The sequence below is a fragment of the Micromonospora sp. CPCC 205739 genome, assembly GCF_036906795.1.
Lineage (GTDB): Bacteria > Actinomycetota > Actinomycetes > Mycobacteriales > Micromonosporaceae > Micromonospora.
The window spans coordinates 321,644-339,866 of sequence record NZ_JBAKHS010000002.1; the positions used below are offsets into that span (position 1 = coordinate 321,644).

15 protein-coding genes are annotated in these 18,223 nt (G+C 74.5%); 11 read left to right on the forward strand and 4 right to left on the reverse strand.

The genetic code is table 11. The features are described from left to right. Window positions 1-37: 37 nt before the first annotated feature. The 4 genes from V6U88_RS05430 to V6U88_RS05445 are packed head-to-tail and all read right to left on the reverse strand — an operon-like array spanning window position 38 to window position 3,477. Entirely contained in the window at window positions 38-829 is a 792-nt protein-coding gene (locus tag V6U88_RS05430; protein ID WP_334450390.1) for a phosphotransferase, read from the reverse strand. Beyond that, on the reverse strand, window positions 826-1,620 hold the full coding sequence (locus tag V6U88_RS05435; protein ID WP_442934571.1) for a TVP38/TMEM64 family protein: 795 nt from the start codon (window positions 1,618-1,620) through the stop codon (window positions 826-828). Before V6U88_RS05435 ends, V6U88_RS05430 begins: the two co-directional genes overlap by 4 nt. After that, window positions 1,518-2,240: a type 1 glutamine amidotransferase gene (locus V6U88_RS05440; RefSeq protein ID WP_334450394.1), complete on the reverse strand. Its 723-nt coding sequence runs from the start codon at window positions 2,238-2,240 to the stop codon at window positions 1,518-1,520. Before V6U88_RS05440 ends, V6U88_RS05435 begins: the two co-directional genes overlap by 103 nt. Then, entirely contained in the window at window positions 2,230-3,477 is a 1,248-nt protein-coding gene (locus V6U88_RS05445; protein ID WP_334450616.1) for a MurT ligase domain-containing protein, read from the reverse strand. The genes V6U88_RS05440 and V6U88_RS05445 overlap by 11 nt, the downstream gene beginning before the upstream one ends. A gap of 356 nt (window positions 3,478-3,833) precedes the next feature. Between V6U88_RS05445 and mraZ the strand changes: the two genes are divergently transcribed. The 11 genes from mraZ to V6U88_RS05500 all read left to right on the forward strand — a co-directional run bounded on the left by mraZ (window position 3,834) and on the right by V6U88_RS05500 (window position 18,113). Then, window positions 3,834-4,265 carry a division/cell wall cluster transcriptional repressor MraZ gene (gene mraZ / locus V6U88_RS05450; protein WP_088961118.1) on the forward strand — a complete coding sequence of 144 codons (432 nt, stop codon included), beginning with the start codon at window positions 3,834-3,836 and terminating at the stop codon, window positions 4,263-4,265. Window positions 4,266-4,477: 212 nt separating this feature from the next. Further along, the gene (gene rsmH / locus V6U88_RS05455; protein ID WP_334450398.1) at window positions 4,478-5,590 is read left to right on the forward strand and encodes a 16S rRNA (cytosine(1402)-N(4))-methyltransferase RsmH; all 1,113 of its coding nucleotides are present in this window, start codon (window positions 4,478-4,480) and stop codon (window positions 5,588-5,590) included. After that, complete coding sequence (locus V6U88_RS05460; protein WP_334450400.1) at window positions 5,587-6,177, forward strand: hypothetical protein; 591 nt, start codon at window positions 5,587-5,589, stop codon at window positions 6,175-6,177. Before rsmH ends, V6U88_RS05460 begins: the two co-directional genes overlap by 4 nt. 2 nt (window positions 6,178-6,179) lie before the next feature. Then, entirely contained in the window at window positions 6,180-8,393 is a 2,214-nt protein-coding gene (locus V6U88_RS05465; protein WP_334450402.1) for a peptidoglycan D,D-transpeptidase FtsI family protein, read from the forward strand. Between the two features lie 519 nt (window positions 8,394-8,912). After that, on the forward strand, window positions 8,913-10,436 hold the full coding sequence (locus V6U88_RS05470; protein ID WP_334450404.1) for a UDP-N-acetylmuramoyl-L-alanyl-D-glutamate--2,6-diaminopimelate ligase: 1,524 nt from the start codon (window positions 8,913-8,915) through the stop codon (window positions 10,434-10,436). Further along, window positions 10,433-11,833, forward strand: coding sequence for a UDP-N-acetylmuramoyl-tripeptide--D-alanyl-D-alanine ligase (locus V6U88_RS05475; RefSeq protein ID WP_334450406.1), 1,401 nt, complete (start codon window positions 10,433-10,435; stop codon window positions 11,831-11,833). Before V6U88_RS05470 ends, V6U88_RS05475 begins: the two co-directional genes overlap by 4 nt. Then, window positions 11,830-12,963, forward strand: coding sequence for a phospho-N-acetylmuramoyl-pentapeptide-transferase (gene mraY / locus V6U88_RS05480; RefSeq protein ID WP_334450408.1), 1,134 nt, complete (start codon window positions 11,830-11,832; stop codon window positions 12,961-12,963). Before V6U88_RS05475 ends, mraY begins: the two co-directional genes overlap by 4 nt. Window positions 12,964-13,260: 297 nt before the next feature. Beyond that, window positions 13,261-14,667: an FtsW/RodA/SpoVE family cell cycle protein gene (locus V6U88_RS05485; protein WP_334450618.1), complete on the forward strand. Its 1,407-nt coding sequence runs from the start codon at window positions 13,261-13,263 to the stop codon at window positions 14,665-14,667. Further along, window positions 14,667-15,773 (forward strand): undecaprenyldiphospho-muramoylpentapeptide beta-N-acetylglucosaminyltransferase, encoded by a 1,107-nt coding sequence (gene murG / locus V6U88_RS05490; RefSeq protein WP_334450410.1) that lies wholly within the window; start codon window positions 14,667-14,669, stop codon window positions 15,771-15,773. The genes V6U88_RS05485 and murG overlap by 1 nt, the downstream gene beginning before the upstream one ends. A gap of 31 nt (window positions 15,774-15,804) precedes the next feature. Beyond that, entirely contained in the window at window positions 15,805-17,298 is a 1,494-nt protein-coding gene (murC, locus tag V6U88_RS05495; RefSeq protein ID WP_334450412.1) for a UDP-N-acetylmuramate--L-alanine ligase, read from the forward strand. Continuing rightward, on the forward strand, window positions 17,295-18,113 hold the full coding sequence (locus V6U88_RS05500; protein ID WP_334450413.1) for a cell division protein FtsQ/DivIB: 819 nt from the start codon (window positions 17,295-17,297) through the stop codon (window positions 18,111-18,113). Before murC ends, V6U88_RS05500 begins: the two co-directional genes overlap by 4 nt. Window positions 18,114-18,223: the final 110 nt, after the last annotated feature.

Genomic DNA, 18,223 nt, shown 5'->3' on the forward strand with positions numbered 1-18,223 from the left:
ACGCCGGGGCGAAATCCAGCGGGCGGCGCAGAGGGCGTCAGGCGTGGAGGGGCGACTCCACGGTGCGCCGGTGGGTGCGCAGCCAGTCCTGCCAGCGGCGTACCCCGTCGACCGCGCCCGCCGCGCGCAGCCGGCGCATGCCGGGCTCGTCCCGGTCCGCGCCGGCGTCGATGCCCCGCCAGGTGCCCTCGATCTGGTCGAGCATGACGGTGACCAGCTCGCCCCGGGGGAGCGGTACCGGATCCGGTCCGGCGGCGGCCGCGTCGTAGGCGTCGCAGAGCAGCCGGCAGCGCCGGCCCAGCTCGGCCGGGTCGGCGCCCTCGCCCAGCTCACCCCAGTGCCAGGCGGCGAACGCCACGTCGTCGACCCGGCGGCCCGGCGCGGCGAGGTCCCAGTCCAGGAACGCCACCGGCAGCAGCCCGGCGGGAGAGTCCCGGTACACCGTGTTCTTCGGCGACAGGTCGCGGTGGCAGACCGTCTCCGCGCCCCCGGCCAGATCGGTGCCGGCGCAGGCGTCGTGCAGGGTCCGGATCAGCTCGGCCAGTCGGGTCAGCGCGGCGTCGGAGAAGAAGGTCGCGTCCTCCCGCTCCCGCCACGGCACCCGCCCGGCGAGGTGGCTGAGCACCTGCCGGCCCCGCTCGTCGGTGCCCAGCGGACGCGGTGCCACCTGCGCGCCGATCCGTTCCAGGTGCGTCAACAGGGCGGTGACGAACCCGGCGTTGGCCGGGGGAGTACGGCGGACGGTGTCGCCGATCCGGACCACCTCGGCGATGAACCCGCCGGCCAGCACCTCCTCGGCGCGGGGTGGCGGCCGGTGCCGACCCGTCACGGTCGCGGCTCCGGCACGCCGAGCCGGCGCTGCCGTTCGGCCCGCCACCAGCGGCGGATCAGCACCAGGCTGGCGATCAGGCCGAGGCTGGCGGGGGCGGCGGCGTACCAATTGACGTCGCCCGGCGAGCTGACCGCCGCGCCGATCGCGGCGTAGCCGAAGGCGGTGGGGGCGGAGGCGATCACGCTGCCGGCGAGGAACGGCAGCACCCGCGCGCCGGTGGTGCCGTAGCCGTAGCTGACCAGGCCGAAGCCGGCGATGGGCAGCAGCCGGACGGTGATCACCCCGACCACGCTCTGCCGGGCGAACCAGCGGTCGAGCCGGGCCAGCCGGCCCCGGACCCGTTCCGCCACGAACTCCCGGCCCAGCACCCGGCCGACGCTGAAGCCGAGCGCCGCGGCGAGCAGGGCCGCGCCGAGCGCGTACGCGGCGCCCTCCAGCGGGCCGAAGATGGCGCCGGCGGCGAGCGTGACGAACGTCCGGGGGACCAGCGCGACCAGCAGCAGCGCCCCGGTGGCGATGGCCGCGACCGGGGCGTACCCGCCGAGGGAGTCGGCGAGCCGGGGCAGCCGGGCGATGTCGGGCCGGGGCGTCACCAGCAGCAGCACCGCGAAGCCGGCGAGCAGGAGCAGCAGCAGGGCGAAGCGTCGCGCCGACGGCTGCCCGAGCAGCCGCCGGACGGCGTGGATCATGCCCGGTCGGCGACGGCCACCGCAGCGCGGCGCTCGGAGCGGAGCCGGTCGGCCCAGGTGTCGTCCAGCGGCGGGAGCTGGTGCACCCCGGTGGCCCAGCGCAGCAGCAGGTCGGCCAGGGCCGGGTTGCGGGCCAGCGCCGGCCCGTGCGAGTACGTGCCGAGCAGCTTGCCGCGCCACGCGCCCTCGGTGGCGCCGTCGTTGCCGACCCCGGCGGTGACCCGGGCCAGCGGCGAGACGCCGGGGCCGAGGTGGGTGCGCCCGCCGTGGTTCTCGAACCCGGACAGGGCCGGTACGCCCAGCCGCGGGTCGATCTCTCCGGCCAGCTCGCCGACGGCCCGGGTCGGGCCGCGGTCGGAGGAGAGGTCGAGCAGCTCCAGCCCGGCGCACTTGGTGCCCTTGGCGAAGAAGGAGGTGCCGAGGAGCTGGTAGCCGGCGCAGACGCCGAAGACCACCGAACCCTGGGCGACCGCGCGGTGCAGGCCGCCGTCGGCGAGCAGCCGCTGGGCGCCGAGCGCCTGCGGGCCGTCCTCGCCGCCGCCGATCAGGTAGATGTCGGCCGTGGCGGGCAGCCGCTGGTCGGAGCGGACCTCCAGCACCTCGACCGGCATCCCGCGCAGCTGCGCCCGGCGGGCCAGGATCAGCATGTTGCCCCGGTCGCCGTAGGTGGAGAGCAGGTCGGGGTAGATCCAGACGATGCGCAGGCTCTCAGTTGACACGGTCCAACTCCGCTCGGATGTCCTGGAAGGCGGTGTAGTTCGCGATGACCTCCAGCCGGCCGGGCGGGACCGCCCGGACGGCGTCGTCGAACGTCCGCACGTGCTGGAACGGCACGCCGTTGACGTCCAGCCGGACCGCCAGGTCGTACGCCCGGTCGCCGGTGATCAGCACCTGCCGGCCGCGCAGCGGGGCGAAGTCGACGTCGAAGAGCCAGGAGGTGTCCAGCCCGTCGGGGTCGCGGGCGTTGATGGAGAGCAGGGTCGGCGCCACGTCGGCCATGTCGAACGCCTCCAGCCAGCTGGCCGGGTTCTTGGCCAGCAGCAGCCGGATGTTGCGCCCGTCCCGGTCGACCTGGGCGTAGCGGCCGGCGACCGAGGTGACCGTGCCCAGCCGGGAGACCGCGTCGACGGGGCGTACCCCGAACTCGGCGGCGACGGCCAGCGCGGTGGCCGCGTTGCCGAGGTTGACCTTGCCGGGGAGCTGGAGGGTCACCTTGTGCCAGGCGCCGGTGGGGTCCAGGACCCCGTCGTCCTCCACGATCCACTGCGGCTCGGGCCGGCGCAGCGGGCAGCCGGTGCACCACCACTGTTCTCCTGAGCGCTGGATGGTGGAGCCGCACTCGGGGCAGACCCAGGAGTCGTCGTGCCAGCGCTGGCCGGCGCTGAACCAGGTGACGTGCGGCGGGTTGACCCCGCGGGCCGGGTCGGCCGGCGGGGTGGCCGCCCAGACCACCATCGGGTCGTCGGCGTTGGCCACCACCCGCACGTCGGCGTGCCGGACCAGCGCGGCGCGCCAGAGCTGCGCCATCATGGCGACCTCCTTGGCCCGGTCCAGCTGGTCGCGGGAGAGGTTGAGCAGCGCCACGACGTGCGGCTCGGTGGCCTCCAGCACCTGCGCGAGGTAGTGCTCGTCCACCTCTAGCACCGCGTACGGGGTGCTGCCCGCCTTGGCCAGCGCGGAGGTGTGGCCGGTCGGCATGTTGGCGCCGAAGGAGTTGGTGGCGACCCGGCCGAGCACGCCGACGGCGGCGGCGGCGAGCCGGGTGGTGGTGGTCTTGCCGTTGGTGCCGGAGACCAGCGCGATGGCGCGGCCAGCGGAGAGGTGGGCCAGCAGGTCCGGGTCGATCTTCAGCCCGATCCAGCCGCCGATCACCGAGCCGTCACCTCGGCCGGCGGCCCGCGACAGCGCCGCGGCGGTCCGCGACACCGAGCTGGCCACCTTTGCCCGCAGGGGCATCTTCGCGTCCGTCACCCGAGCGAGGTTACCGGACCCGTACGGCCGCCAGATCGCCGCGGACGGCGAACCGTTCGGCCGGTTCCGCTCGGGCGTCCGGTCGCGCCGCGCTCCGCCGGACGGAGTCGAGCTATGTCGGGTAGCGGACGCGGCGCCGGGGGCGCTCCGGCCCTCCACTCTGCTCCACCCCTTCTGACGTGCGCTTTTGCGCGGGGCGGCGGCGCGCCACGCGGGCGTTTCTGGTTGCAGGTGGAGGGAAGTGGAGTAGAGTGGGGCGCGATGGTGAGGCCGGGAGGGCCCACCGGCCCGGGGGGTCAGCGGCGCCGCGAACGCCGCTAAAGGGCGAGGGGGTAGGGCCGATGTTCCTCGGCACCCACACTCCGCGCCTGGACGACAAAGGCCGGTTGATCCTTCCGGCGAAGTTCCGGGACGAGCTGGCGGGGGGTGTCGTGATCACCAAAGGGCAGGAACGCTGCCTCTACGTCTTCCCCACGCCCGAGTTCCAGCGGATCGCGGACCAGTTGCGCGCGCAGCCGATGACGCACAAGGCGGCCCGGGCCTACAGCCGGGTCTTCTTCGCGAGCGCGCACGACGAGGTCCCCGACAAGCAGGGGCGGGTCACCATCCCGGCCCACCTCCGGTCGTACGCCGCACTCGACCGGGACCTGGTGGTGATCGGGGCGAGCACCCGGGTGGAGATCTGGGACAAGGCGGCCTGGGAGACCTACCTCGCCGAGAGCGAAGACGACTTCGCCGACATCGAGGAGGGGGTGCTGCCCGGCGGCCTGTAGGGCGCGACGACGCCCGACGTACTGCGAGATCTCCAGCCGCTTTCGAGTTCCTGGCACCCCTTCCCCGGTGCCAGGCGCACGATCAGTCTCCGGGGCCCGCGGCCCGGGAGGCGAAGCGGGAGCGGATGGGGATCTGGCGGTACGACGGCACGGCGTCGTCCGACGAGCAGGGTCGCAGGACCGAACGGAACGTCTCAACAGTGGGGGTCGACATGGGGGAGCTTCGCGGCACGCACGTGCCGGTGCTGCTCGAGAGGTGTCTCGAGTTGCTGGCCCCCGCGCTGGACCGGGGCGGCCGGACGGTGCACGTCGACGCGACGTTGGGACTGGCCGGGCATGCCGAGGCGGTGCTGGAACGGCACCCGCACACGGTGCTGATCGGGCTGGACCGGGACACCGAGGCCCTCGCCCACGCGCGGGTCCGGCTGGCCCGCTTCGCCGACCGGATCCACCTGGAGCACGCCGTCTACGACGAGCTGCCCGGGGTGCTGGAGCGGCTGGGCTACACCGGCATCGACGGGATCCTGTTCGACCTCGGGGTCTCCTCGTTGCAGTTGGACGCGCCCGACCGCGGGTTCGCGTACGCCCAGGACGCGCCGCTGGACATGCGGATGGACCAGACCCGGGGGGTGACCGCCGAGGAGGTGGTCAACTCCTACTCCCACCCGGACCTGGCCCGGGTGCTGCGGGTCTACGGCGAGGAGAAGTTCGCCGGGAGGATCGCCTCGGCGATCATCCGGGAGCGCGAGCGGGGCCGGATTACCTCCTCGGCGCGGCTGGCCGAGCTGGTCAGGGAGAGCATTCCGGCACCAGCCCGACGAACCGGGGGACACCCGGCTAAGAGAACGTTTCAGGCTTTACGGATCGAGGTAAACAGAGAGCTGGCAGCGCTGGAGACGGCGCTGCCGGCCGCTCTCGACGCGCTCAACGTGGGCGGCCGCATGGTGGTCCTGTCCTACCACTCGCTGGAGGACCGGCTCACCAAGCAGGCGCTCGCCGACCGGGTCCGCAGTAAGGGCCCGGTCGACCTCCCGGTGGAACTTCCCGGGTCGGGCCCGACGTTCCGGCTGCTCAGCCGGGGTGCCGAGCTTCCCGGGGAGGCGGAGGTCGCCGCGAACCCGCGCGCCGCCTCGGTGCGGCTGCGGGCCGCGGAACGACTCGATCCGGCTGCCGTGCAGCAGGGGCGGACCGACCGCGAACGGTACCGCCGACGGGTCAGGGCGATGCACCAACCGGGGACGGGGTCGACACCGGGTTCCACAGTGGACCGTGGGTCGGCGCCGGGGGACGGCAGAGGGACGGACGAAGAGGGGGAGGGAACATGAACGTCAACAAGCGCGACGGCCGGGAGGCCGTCGGGCAGCGCGCACCGCGGTCGGGGGGCCGGACCGCGACGCAGCGCACCACGCGCGGCGGGAAGCCGGCGGACCTCGCCGGCCGGCAGGGGGAGACTCGCGCCCGGGGGGCGCGCGAGTTCCCGATCCAGGGCAGCGCCGCGCTGCGGCCCGCCGAGAAGGTCGCCGACACCACGGCCGCCCGGCCCCGGCTGCGCGTCGCGCCGCCCCCGCCGGTGCGGGTGCCGCGGGCGCCGTTCGCGGCGCTGATCGTAGTGCTGGTCGTCGGCGGGGTGCTGGGCATCCTCACCGTCAACACGAAGATCAACGAGAACGCCTTCAAGCTCCAGCAGCTCCAGCAGCAGCAGGCCCGCCTCGACGTGGACGAGCAGCAGCTGAACAAGCAGATCGAGGAGGCCAAGGCGCCGGGCAACCTGACCGCCGAGGCCCGCAAGCTCGGCCTGGTCGAGGCCGGCGAGCCGGCCTACATCCGGCTGCCGGACGGCCGGATGATCGGCGTGCCGCAGCCCGCCAACGGGCAGCCGGCGATCACCAGCCAGCAGGGCAGCGGGGGATAGCAGTGCCGCCGAGATCGGACGAACCGCGCCGGGACCCCACCACGGGCTCCCGGCGCGGCCCGTCCCGGGCCGGCCGGGGCGGCGATCCGCGCGCCGGGGAGCCGGGAATCGGCGGGATCTCCGACGCCCGGGCGTACACCCCCCGGGGCCGGACCATCCGGGAGAGCGGCGAAGAGCGGGCCGGCCGCGAGGAGCGGACCGGCCAGCGGCGTACCCCCCGGGCCGGCCGTTCCGGCGACCCGTTCCGTCCCGCGTTGCAGGTGCTCGACGGTGGTCGGGCGGCGGCGCGCGGCGGGCGGCGCGAGGCCGCTCCCGCCGCCCGGGCCGGCGTCGTCCGCACCGTCCCGTCCCGGCCCGCCTGGTCCGACGACGACGAGGAGGAGCTGGCGCCGCCGCGCCGTCGGGCCGGTGGGCGCGCGCCGCGCCGGCCGGAGCGCCCGGCGACCCGACGCCCCTCCCACAAGCCGCGCCGGCCGCCGAAGCTCGCCGAGCCGCGCCGCCGGCTGCGGCTGGGCACCATGCTCGTGCTGGCGCTCTTCGTCACCATCGGCATCCGGCTGGTCTTCCTCCAGGCGGTGGACACCCCGGCGTACGCGGGCGCGGGTGTCGAGAACCGGCTCACCCGCGTCGACCTGCCCGCGCCGCGCGGCGCGATCGTCGACCGCACCGGCGCCCCGCTGGCCCGCAGCGTCGAGGCGCGGTACGTCTTCGCCGACCCGACCCAGGTCAAGGACCGGGCGACCACGGCGCGGCTGCTCTCCCCGTTGCTCGGCGTGCCCGCCTCCGAGCTGGCCGAGAAGATGCAGCGGCGCGGCCTGCCCGGCGGCGGCGAGTCGCAGTTCCAGTACCTGGCCCGGGGCGTCGACATCCCGAAGGCCAAGCAGATCGAGGCGCTCGACCTCGCCGGCATCGGCACCCACCGCGACGAGCGGCGCGAGGTGCCCGGCGGGGACCTCGCCGCCAACCTGGTCGGCTTCGTCAGCCAGGACATGAACGGCCTGGAAGGGCTGGAGGCGCGCTACGACGACGTGCTCCAGGGCAAGGACGGGCGGCGGGTCTACGAGGCGGGCCAGGGCGACCTGGACGCGCCCATCCCCGGCGGCTACAGCCAGACCACCCCGGCCAAGCCGGGCAGCTCCCTGGTGCTCACCATCGACCGGGACCTGCAGTACCAGGTGCAGCAGGTGCTCGGCCGGCGGATGGCGCAGACCCGGGGTGGCGTGGGCGCCGCCGTGGTGCTGGACGTGGCGACCGGTGAGGTGCTGGCCCAGGCCAGCCACCCCAGCTACAACGCCGCCAACCCGGGGCCGAGCCGGCCGACCGACCGGGAGGACGCGGCGACCAGCTTCGTGGTCGAGCCGGGGTCGGTGCACAAGGCGATCACCTTCGGCGCGGCGTTGCAGGAGGGCGTGATCACTCCGGACACCGTCATGCCCGTCGCCAACACCATCACCAAGGGCGACACCGTCTTCGCCGACACGCACAGCGCGAACGGGCGGCGGATGACCCTGCCCGGCATGCTCGCCTACTCCTCGAACGTCGGCACCATCGAGATCGCTGACAAGCTGGGCCGCGACCGGCTGATCGACTACCAGAAGCGGTTCGGGCTGGGGCAGCCCACCGGCGAGGGGATGCCGGGGGAGGCCGCCGGGCGGCTGCTGCCCGCCGACGAGTGGAGCCTGTCGTCGGACGGGTCGGTGCCGATCGGGCACAGCGTGGACGCCACGCCGCTGCAGATGGCCGCCGCGTACGCCACCATCGCCAACGACGGCACGTACGTCCAGCCCCACCTGATCAAGGAGGTGGTCAGCGGGGCGGACGGGAAGCGCACGCCGGCCGCCGCGCCGGTAACCCGGCCGGTGCTCAGCCCGGCCAACGCCGCCGCGCTGCGGCGGATGCTGGAGGCGGTCACCACCGTCGAGGACGCCACGGGCGTCGAGGCGGCGGTTCCGGGCTACCGGGTCGCCGGCAAGACGGGCACCGGCTTCCGGCTCGTGAACGGGGTGCGGCAGCCCGGGGAGGTCGCCTCGTTCATCGGCATGGCGCCCGCGGAGAAGCCCCGCTATGTGATCGCCGTGTTCGTGTACGACCCCCAGGCCGCCGGCCGTCCGGTGGCGACCCAGTCTTTCCGCGACATGATGAGTTTCGCCCTGCGTCACTCCCGGGTTCCCCCCGCGGGTGGCCCCGCGCCGAAATTCGTCGTCTTTCCCGGATGAGCGGCGAGTTGCCTTCGTCAATGGGTAACCGGGGCGTGGATGGGGCGGCGCGGGGACGTGCGGCACTGTCCGGCTCCCCCGGTGGCGAGTCGGCGGGGCTGCGGCGTGGCCGTTCGCCGGTGACGGTCACGAGAGCGGCGGAAATGGGCATCCCCGCAGCGGAAATCGCCCGGATGTCGGGGCCGCCGGGTCGGGTGTCGTCGCTTCCGTTGAATCTCCGGTGCGGCATTCCGCCGGTCCGCCGGCAGCCGACCACGACGAATCGTCCTCTCGGCTCACGCCGCGTCGGAAATGGCACCGGGTGTCCGGGAAGCGGTGCGCTCGTCGGGCCGTGGCCGACACCCGCTTCCCCGGCTCGTCACCTGCCGCCCGGCTGCGGAGGGTCCGGCGTCCATGTCACCGTGTCCCGGCCACGCCAGCAGGCAGTTGCCGCGCCGGGCCCGGTGGGCGCGACTCCCGGGGCGGACATTCAGGCGCGCTGTTCGGTCCGGACCGGACGACCGGGTAGGGTCTGACGCCGTGCCCGGCAATCCACGTCCCCGTACCGTGCCCGCAGTCCGGCTCGGCGACCTCGCCGCCCGGCTCGCCGTCGCGCCGCCCGAGGGCGCGGCCGACGTGACCGTGACCGGGGCGACCCACGCCAGCCAGGAGGTTCGCCCCGGCGACCTGTACGCCGCGCTGCCCGGCGCCCGCCGGCACGGCGCGGAGTTCGCCGCGTCCGCGGCGGCCGCCGGCGCGGTGGCCGCGCTGACCGACCCGGCCGGCGAGGCCGCGGTGACCGCGGCCGGTCTGCCCGCCCTGGTGGTCCCCGACCCCCGGGCGGTGCTCGGCGACCTCGCCTCCGCCGTCTACGGCGACCCGACCGCGGGGCTGACCGTGATCGGGGTGACCGGCACCGCCGGCAAGACCTCCACCGCCTACCTGGTGGAGTCGGGCCTGCGCGCCGCCGGTCACACCACCGGCCTGATCGGCACCGTGGAGACCCGGCTGGGCGACCTGGTGATCGACAGCGTGCGGACCACTCCGGAGGCGACCGACCTGCACGCGATGCTCGCCGCCGCGCGCGAGCGCGGGGTGACCGCGGTGGTGATGGAGGTCTCCAGCCACGCCCTTGCGATGGGGCGGGTCGGCGGGGTCCGGTTCACCGTCGGCGGTTACACCAACTTCGGCTCCGACCACCTCGACTTCCACGCCGACTCGGCCGACTACTTCGCGGCCAAGGCGCGGCTCTTCGACGGTCGCTGCGCCGTGGAGGTGCTCAACCTCGACGACCCGGCGCTGCGGCCGCTGTTCAAGCCCGCCACGGTCAGCTACTCGGCGGCCGGCGACCACGCGGCCACCTGGTGGGCCGACGAGGTCGGCGGCGAGGGGTACGCCCAGCGCTTCACGATCCACGGCCCGGACGGCCTGGTGCTGCCCGCCGGGGTGGCGCTGCCCGGCCGGCACAACGTGGCCAACGCGCTGCTGGCCGTCGCCAGCCTGGTGGCCGCCGGGGTCGACCCGGCGACCGCCGCCGAAGGGGTGGCCGCGTGCGGCGGCGTCCCGGGACGGCTGGAGCTGGTCAGCGCGGCCGGTCCGGTGCGCGGCGTGGTCGACTACGCGCACAAGTCCGACGCCATCGTGGCCGCCCTGGCCGCGCTGCGCGAGCTGAGCGCGGGGCGACTGATCTGCGTGATCGGCGCGGGCGGGGACCGGGACCGGGGCAAGCGGCCGGTGATGGGCGCCGCCGCGGCCCGGGGCGCCGACGTGGTGCTGGTGACCGACGACAACCCGCGCACCGAGGACCCGGCCGCGATCCGGGCCGAGGTGCTCGCCGGGGCGTACGAGGCCGGCACCGCCGCCCGGATCATCGAGGCCCCGGGCCGACGGGCCGCCATCGCCGAGGCGGTCCGGCTCGCCGAGCCCGGCGACGTGGTGGCGCTGCTCGGCAAGGGCCACGAGCGTGGCCAGGAGGTCGGCGGCGAGGTGCACCCCTTCGACGACCGGGTGGAGCTGGCGGAGGCGCTCGGCGCCCGCTTCGGGGACCTGGCGGGCCGACGGTGATCCCGCTGAGCCTGGCCGAGGTCGCCTCGGCCGTCGACGGCCGTCTCGTCGGCGCCGACCCGGACGCCCGGGTCACCGGCCCGATCGAGTTCGACTCGCGCAAGGTCACCGCCGGGGCGCTCTTCGTCGCGTTCCCCGGGGAGAAGGTCGACGGGCACGACTACGCGGCCCGCGCGGTGGACGCGGGCGCGGTGGCGGTGCTCGGCACCCGCGAGGTGCCCGGGGTGCCGATGGTGCTGGTGGGCGACGCGCTGACCGCGCTGGGCCGGCTGGCCCGCGCGGTGGTGGACCGGCTGCCGCAGCTGACGGTGATCGGGCTGACCGGCTCGTCGGGCAAGACCACCACCAAGGACCTGATCGCCCAGCTCACCGTCCGGCTCGGCCCGACGGTGGCCCCGCCCGGCTCGTTCAACAACGAGCTGGGGCACCCGTACACGGCGTTGCAGGCCACGCCGGAGACCCGCTTCCTGGTGATGGAGAAGGGCGCCCGCGGGATCGGGCACGTGCGCTACCTGTGCGACGTGGTGCCGCCGCGGATCTCCGTGGTGCTCAACGTCGGGGTCGCGCACATCGGCGAGTTCGGCTCGGTGGAGAACATCGCCCTGGCCAAGGGCGAGCTGGTCGAGGCGCTGCCGGCCGACGGGCTGGCCGTGCTCAACGCCGACGACCCCCTGGTCGACGCGATGGCGGCGCGCACCGGCGCTCGGGTGGTCCGGTACGGCGAGGCCGCGCACGCCGACGTCCGGGCGGTCGACGTGTCGCTGGACGACCGGGGCCGGCCGTCGTACACCCTCATCACCCCGGAGGGGAGCGCGCCGGTGCGGCTCGGGCTGACCGGCCGGCACCAGGTCTCCAACTCGCTGGCCGCCGCGGCGGTGGCCCGCGAACTCGGGATGTCGCCGGCCGAGGTGGCCGTCGCCCTGGGCGAGCTGGGGCTGGTCTCCACCCGCCGGATGGACGTCTTCGACCGGCCCGACGGGGTGACCGTGATCGACGACTCGTACAACGCCAACCCGGCGTCGATGGCGGTGGCGCTGCGCGCGCTTGCCGGCCTGCGCCGCGAGGGGCGTATCTTTGCCGCGCTCGGCTACATGGCCGAGCTGGGCGACTTCGAACGCGACGGGCACCGGGAGGTCGGCCGGCTCGCGGCGGAGCTGGGTGTGGACCGGCTGCTCGTGGTGGGCGAGCCGGCGGCGCCGATCCACGAGGGCGCGACAGCGGTAAGTGACTGGGGAGGAGAGTCGGTGCTGCTCACCGATCAGGCGGCGGCCGTCGAGGTGCTGCGCAGCGAGCTACGACCGGGCGATGTGGTCCTGGTGAAGGGCTCCCGGTACCGCACCTGGGAGGTGGCCGACGCCCTGCGCGCCGGCGCCACCGGGAACGGGGACGCCGCATGAGGGCGGTGATCATCGCCGTCGGCGTGGCGTTTTTGATCTCGCTGCTCGGCACCCCGATCGCGATCAAGGTCTTCACCCGGCTCAAGGCCGGCCAGCCGATCCGGGCCGAGGGCCCGGCGATGCACCAGGGCAAGAAGGGCACGCCGACGATGGGCGGCGTGGTCTTCATCCTGGCCACGGTGATCGCGTACGTCGCCGGTCACCTCGCCCTGACCACCCTGCCGGACGCGCAGATCGCCCAGGTCGAGCCGACGATCACCGCGCTGGTGCTGCTGGGGCTGATGGTCTTCTCCGGCGCGGTCGGCTTCATCGACGACTTCCTCAAGGTCCGCAAGCGGCACAGCGGCGGCCTGAACAAGCGCGGCAAGCTCTTCGGGCAGATCCTGGTCGGTGCGATCTTCGGGGTGGTGGCGCTCTACTTCCCGAGCACGATGACCGACGCCAGCGGCGCGGCCACCAACACCGAGACCGTCGGCGCCACCACGCTCAGCTTCATCCGGGACATCCCGGCGCTGGAGATCGGCAAGATCGCCTCGGTGATCGTCATCATCTTCGTGGTGATGGCCGCGACCAACGGCGTGAACCTCACCGACGGCCTCGACGGCCTCGCCACCGGCGCCTCGGTGATGGTCCTGGCCGCGTACGCGTTGATCGCGTTCTGGCAGTACCGGCACTGGTGCGCCGACCCGACCTACACCGCCAACCCGGACAACTACTGCTACGCGGTCCGGGACCCGCTGGAGATCGCGCTGATCGCCGGGGCGGCGGCGGGAGCCTGCGTCGGGTTCCTGTGGTGGAACACCTCGCCCGCCCGGATCTTCATGGGCGACACCGGCGCGCTCGGGCTGGGCGGCCTGATCGCCGGCATGGCGATGTCCACCCGGACGATCCTGCTGCTGCCGATCATCGGCGGGCTGTTCGTGATCATCACCATGTCGGTGGTGATCCAGATCATCTCCTTCCGGACCACCGGCAAGCGGGTGTTCCGGATGTCGCCGCTGCAGCACCACTTCGAGCTCGCCGGCTGGAGCGAGGTCAACATCGTGGTGCGGTTCTGGATCATCGCCGGGATCGGCGTCGCCATCGCCCTCGGCCTGTTCTACAGCGACTTCCTGGCCAGCATGGGCTGAGCCGCGGACGCCGGGCCGCGCAGGCCGGCACCGCCCGGACCCGGGAACGCCCGGGCCGCGACGCCCCGCGACGGGGGTCCCTCATAGCCGAGGGGCCCCCGTCGCGCATTCCGACACGCCGACCGGGCCGAACGGCGGGAACCGGCCCGGCGAAACGGCGATGATGGGCTCGTGGGGGAGGACCGAGGCGGTACCGGCACGACGACGACGGATCAGACCCAGGCGCGGCGGGTCGCGGGCGCGGGGCGTACCGCCGATCCGCCGGCGGTGGTCTCCGGCCTGGATGCCGCCGGCGGCCTGGCGGCGCTGCGCGGCCTGCTGGCCCGCCCGCTGGCCTCCTACTACCTGCTGCTCTCCAGCGCCGGCCTGCTGCTGCTGATCGGCCTGACCATGGTCTTCTCCGCGACCAGCGTCAAGGACTACGCCGAGGCCGGCGACGCCTCGGCGTCGGTGACCAAGCAGGCCGTCTTCGCGGTGATCGGCATCGTGGCGTTCTGGGCCTGCCAGCGCCTGCCCGCCAGCACCTTCCGCTCGCTCGGCCGGCCCGTGCTGGCCGCCGCCGTGGTGCTGCTGCTGGTGCTCAACCTGCTGCTGGCCCTGGACTCGCTGTTCCGGATCAAGTCGCTGGGCCCGCTGCGGGCCAACCTGCTCTGGCTCTACCTCGGCCCGATCCAGCTGCAGCCCTCCGAGTTGGCCAAGCTCGCGCTGGTGCTCTGGGGGGCGCACGTGATCGCCCGCAAGGGCGCGGCGCTGGGCTGGTGGAAGGAACTGGCCACCCCGCTCTTCCCGGTGGTCGGCCTGCTCTTCGTGCTGGTCGGCTACAACGACCTGGGCACCATGCTCTGCCTGCTGGCGATCGTGGTCGGGCTGCTCTGGGCCGCCGGGGTGCGGATGCGGGTCTTCGCAGCGCTCTCCGCGGTGGGCCTGCTCGGCATCGGCGTGCTGGTGGCCGTGGCGTCGCTCGGCGCCGGCTCCGGTGCCGTCGGCGAGGAGAACTACCGGCTGGCCCGGTTGACCTCGTTCATCAGCCCGCCCGACCCGGCCACCTGCCTGGAGACCGACTGCTGGCAGCTCGTCCAGGCCCGCAACGCCATCGAGCACGGCGGCTGGTTCGGCGTCGGGCTGGGCAAGAGCAGCCTGAAGTTCGGCTGGCTGCCGGCGGCGCACAACGACTTCATCTTCGCGGTGATCGCCGAGGAGCTCGGCGTGGTCGGCTGCACCGTCATCCTGGTGCTCTTCGCCGTGCTGGCCTACACCGGGCTGCGCGTGGCGCGGCGGGTCGAGGACCCGTTCCGCCGGCTCGCCGCCGCCGCGATCACCGCCTGGCTGGTCGGCCAGGCCGTGATCAACATCGGCGGAGTGATCGGCCTGCTGCCGCTGACCGGTGTGCCGCTGCCGTTCATCTCCGACGGCGGCAGCGCCCTGGTCGTGACGCTGGCGGCGGTCGGCATCCTCGCCTCGTTCGCCCGCGCCGAGCCCGACGCCGCCCGAGCCCTGCATGCCCGTCCACCGGCCCGGTGGGTCCGACTACTCTGGGCCCCGTTGCCGCCGCTTCCCGGCCGGCGCCGCCGCCCGGCGACGCCACCGGCTGCCCGAGGGTCCGTACCCCGGTCGCGAGCGCGGCGGTCGGACGACGAGGCCGCGCCGCGCGGCGGCCGGCAGGGCCGGACCCGGGGCGGGACGGCGAGCGAGAGGAGACGCTGATGGGTCCGCTGCGTTCGGTGGTGCTCTGCGGAGGAGGCACGGGTGGGCACATCTACCCGCTGCTCGCCTTCGCCGACTGCCTGCGCCGACACGACCCGGGCGTCCGGATCACCTGCCTGGGCACCCCGAAGGGGCTGGAGAACGAGCTGATCCCGCCGGCCGGCTACGACCTGCGGCAGATCCCGGCGTACCAGCTGCCCCGCTCGGTCAACATGAGCCTGATGCGTACCCCGGACCGGATGTGGAAGGCCGCCCGCGCCGCGGGCAAGGTGATCGACGAGGTGCAGGCCGACGCGGTGGTCGGCTTCGGCGGGTACGTCTCCGTCCCCGGCTACCTCGCCGCCTGGCGTCGCGAGCTGCCGATCGTGATCCACGAGGTGAACGTGCCGCCGGGCGTGGCCAACCGGCTCGGCATGAAGTTCACCAAGAACATCGCGGTCGGCTTCCCGCACCAGCCCGCGCAGGCCGAGTCGCTGCGCGACGCCCGGGTGGTCGGCGTGCCGCTGCGGCGGGGCATCGCCGGGCTGGACCGGGTCGCCATGCGCAACGCCGCGCGGGCCCACTTCGGACTCCGCCCCGACCTGCCGGTGCTCTTCGTCGCCGGTGGCTCGCAGGGCGCCCGCTCGATCAACCTGGCGGTCTCCGGCGCCGCCAAGGAACTGGCCCGCAACGGCGTGCAGGTGCTGCACGTGATCGGCGCGCGCAACGAGCCGGTGCCGGTCCCCACCGACCTGCCGGTGCCGTACGTGACCCTGCCCTACCTGTCCGAGATGGAGCTGGGCTACGCCGCCGCCGACCTGATGCTGGGCCGGGGCGGGGCGATGACCTGCGCCGAGGTGGCCGCCATCGGCCTGCCCACCATCTACGTGCCGTACCCGCACAGCAACCAGGAGCAGAAGCGCAACGCGCTGCCCGTGGTGGAGGCCGGCGGCGGGCTGCTCGTCGACGACGCCGAGCTGACCCCGGACTGGCTGGAGCGGACGGTCATCCCGCTGGTCCGCGACCCCCACCGGCTCGCCGCGATGGGCAACGCCGCGGCCGCGTACGGGCGGCGTGACGGCGACGTCGCGCTGCTGAACTTCGTCTACGAGGCGGTGGCCCGATGAAGCCGGCCACCGCGACGGGAAGGTACCTGGCATGAACACCGCGCAGTTCACCCCGGCCGGCACGCTCACCGCGGAGGACCTGGGCCGGATCCACCTGATCGGGGTGGGTGGGGTCGGCATGAGCGGCCTGGCCCGGCTCTTCCTCACCCGTGGCCTGCCGGTCTCCGGCAGCGAGCTGCGCGAGTGGCCGTCGCTGGCCGGCCTGCGCGCGCTCGGCGGCACCATCCACATGACCCACGAGGTGGCCAACCTCGACGGCGTGGACACCGTGGTCTACTCCTCGGCCATCCCGCAGGACCACCTGGAGATGGCCGAGGCCCGCCGACGCGGCCTGCGGGTGCTGCACCGCTCCGAGGCGCTCGCCGCGGCGATGACCGGCCGCCGCACGGTGGCGGTCGCCGGCACCCACGGCAAGACCACCACCACCTCGATGGTGACCATGGTGCTCCAGCAGGCCGGCGCGGACCCGTCCTTCGTCATCGGCGGGGAGATCTCCGAGGTCGGCTCCGGCGCGCACCACGGCACCGGCGAGTACTTCGTGGTCGAGGCGGACGAGAGCGACCGCTCGTTCCTGATCTACCGCCCGTACGTCTCGATCATCACCAACGTCGAGGCGGACCACCTCAACACCTACGGGGACCTGGCGAACCTGGAGGCGACCTTCGCCGAGTTCGCCCGGCTCACCGACCCGGACGGCTTCATCATCACCTGTGCCGACGACCCGGGCGGGCGCCGGCTGGCCGAGACGCTGCGCGCCGAGGGCCGCCGGGTGCACACCTACGGCCTCTCCCCGGACGCCGACCTGCGGCTGGACGACATGGCCTCCACCGCGCAGGGCGTGCGCTACCTGGCCGAGATCGACGGCCGCTCGCTGGGCGAGATCCGGCTGCCGATCCCCGGCCGGCACATGGGGCTCAACAGCGCCTCCGCCGTGCTCACCGCGTACCTGCTGGGGCTGCCGGTGGAGGCGGCCGAGGCGGCGCTGGGCGGGTTCCCCGGCGTACGCCGGCGCTTCGAGCGCAAGGGCCTCGCGGACGGCGTGCTGGTCTACGACGAGTACGCGTACCACCCGACCTCGATGACGCTGGCGTTGCAGACGCTGCGCGAGGTGGCCGGGGACGGCCGGCTGATCGTGGTCTTCCAGCCCTACCGGCTCTACCGCACCCGGGACCTCCAGGCGGAGATCGCCGCGGCGCTGGGCATCGCCGACGAGGTGGTGCTGCTGGAGGTCTTCGGGCCGGGCGAGCTGCGCCAGCCCGGCGAGGGGTCGGCGGCGCTGCTCGAGGTGGTGCCGTTGGACGCCGCGCACAAGGTGTTCGTCGACTCGTGGGAGGACGCTCCGGTCGAGGTGGCCCGCCGGGCCCGCCCCGGCGACGTGGTGGTGACCATGGGCGCCCCGCCGATCTCCCTGATGGGTGACCAGCTGCTCGACGCCCTCACCGCGCGGGCCTCCACCGGTCCCGCCGACGAGGCGGTCCTCGGCACGGCCGTCGACCCGGACGGCGCGGCCTCCGCCGCCGGATGAGCCCCGGCCCGGCGCGGGGCCGTACCGCCGGCACGGACGGCGGCGGCCCCCGGCGCGGTCCGGTGCGCCGCTGGCAGCTCGTCCGGGCCGGCAGCGACGCGGTCCCGCCGTCCACCCGACGGTTCATGGCCCGGGCGCGGCAGCGGCGGATGCGCGCGGCCCTGCCCTGGGCGGTGGCCGCCGCGGTGCTCGCCGTGGCCACGCTGATCGCCTGGACGGTGCTCGGCACCGGGCTGTTCGGGGTGCGCGAGGTGCGCGTGGTCGGCGCCGAGCTGGTCACTCCGGTCGAGGTGCGGGAGGCGGCGGGGGTGGCGGACGGCGTCCCGCTGGCCCGGGTGGACCTGGCCGCGACCGGCCGGCGGATCGGCGCACTGGCCCCGGTGCGGCGGGCCACGGTCACCCGGGACTGGCCGGGCACCCTGGTGGTGACCGTGGTCGAGCGGACCGGGGTCGCCGCGGTGCCCCGGGACGGGCAGTTCGTGGTCTTCGACGCCGACGGGGTGGTGTTCCGGACGGTGCCGCGTGCCCCGGACGGCCTGCCGGTGGTCCGGTTGGCGACCCCCGGCCCGGACGACCCGGGCACCCGGGCCGCGCTGGAGGTGCTGGCGGTGCTCACCCCGCAGCTGCGCGCGGAACTCACCGCGCTCACTGTGGAGGGTCTGGCCCGGATCAGCCTCACCCTCCGGGCGGACCGGACGATCGTCTGGGGTGACGCGACCCGGGGAGCGGACAAGGCGCGGGTGGCCACCGCGCTGCTGGGTCGCAAAGCCGACACGATCGACGTCAGCGCGCCTGACGTGGTGACCTTCAAGTGATTCCGCATCGGAACGTGACCCGTCCCGCTTGGGGCGGCGACACGCCGGGCGGGTCCTTGGCTCTCGGCGTGGGGGCGCTTACGTTGCCCCGAAGAGGATCAGTGGTTGAC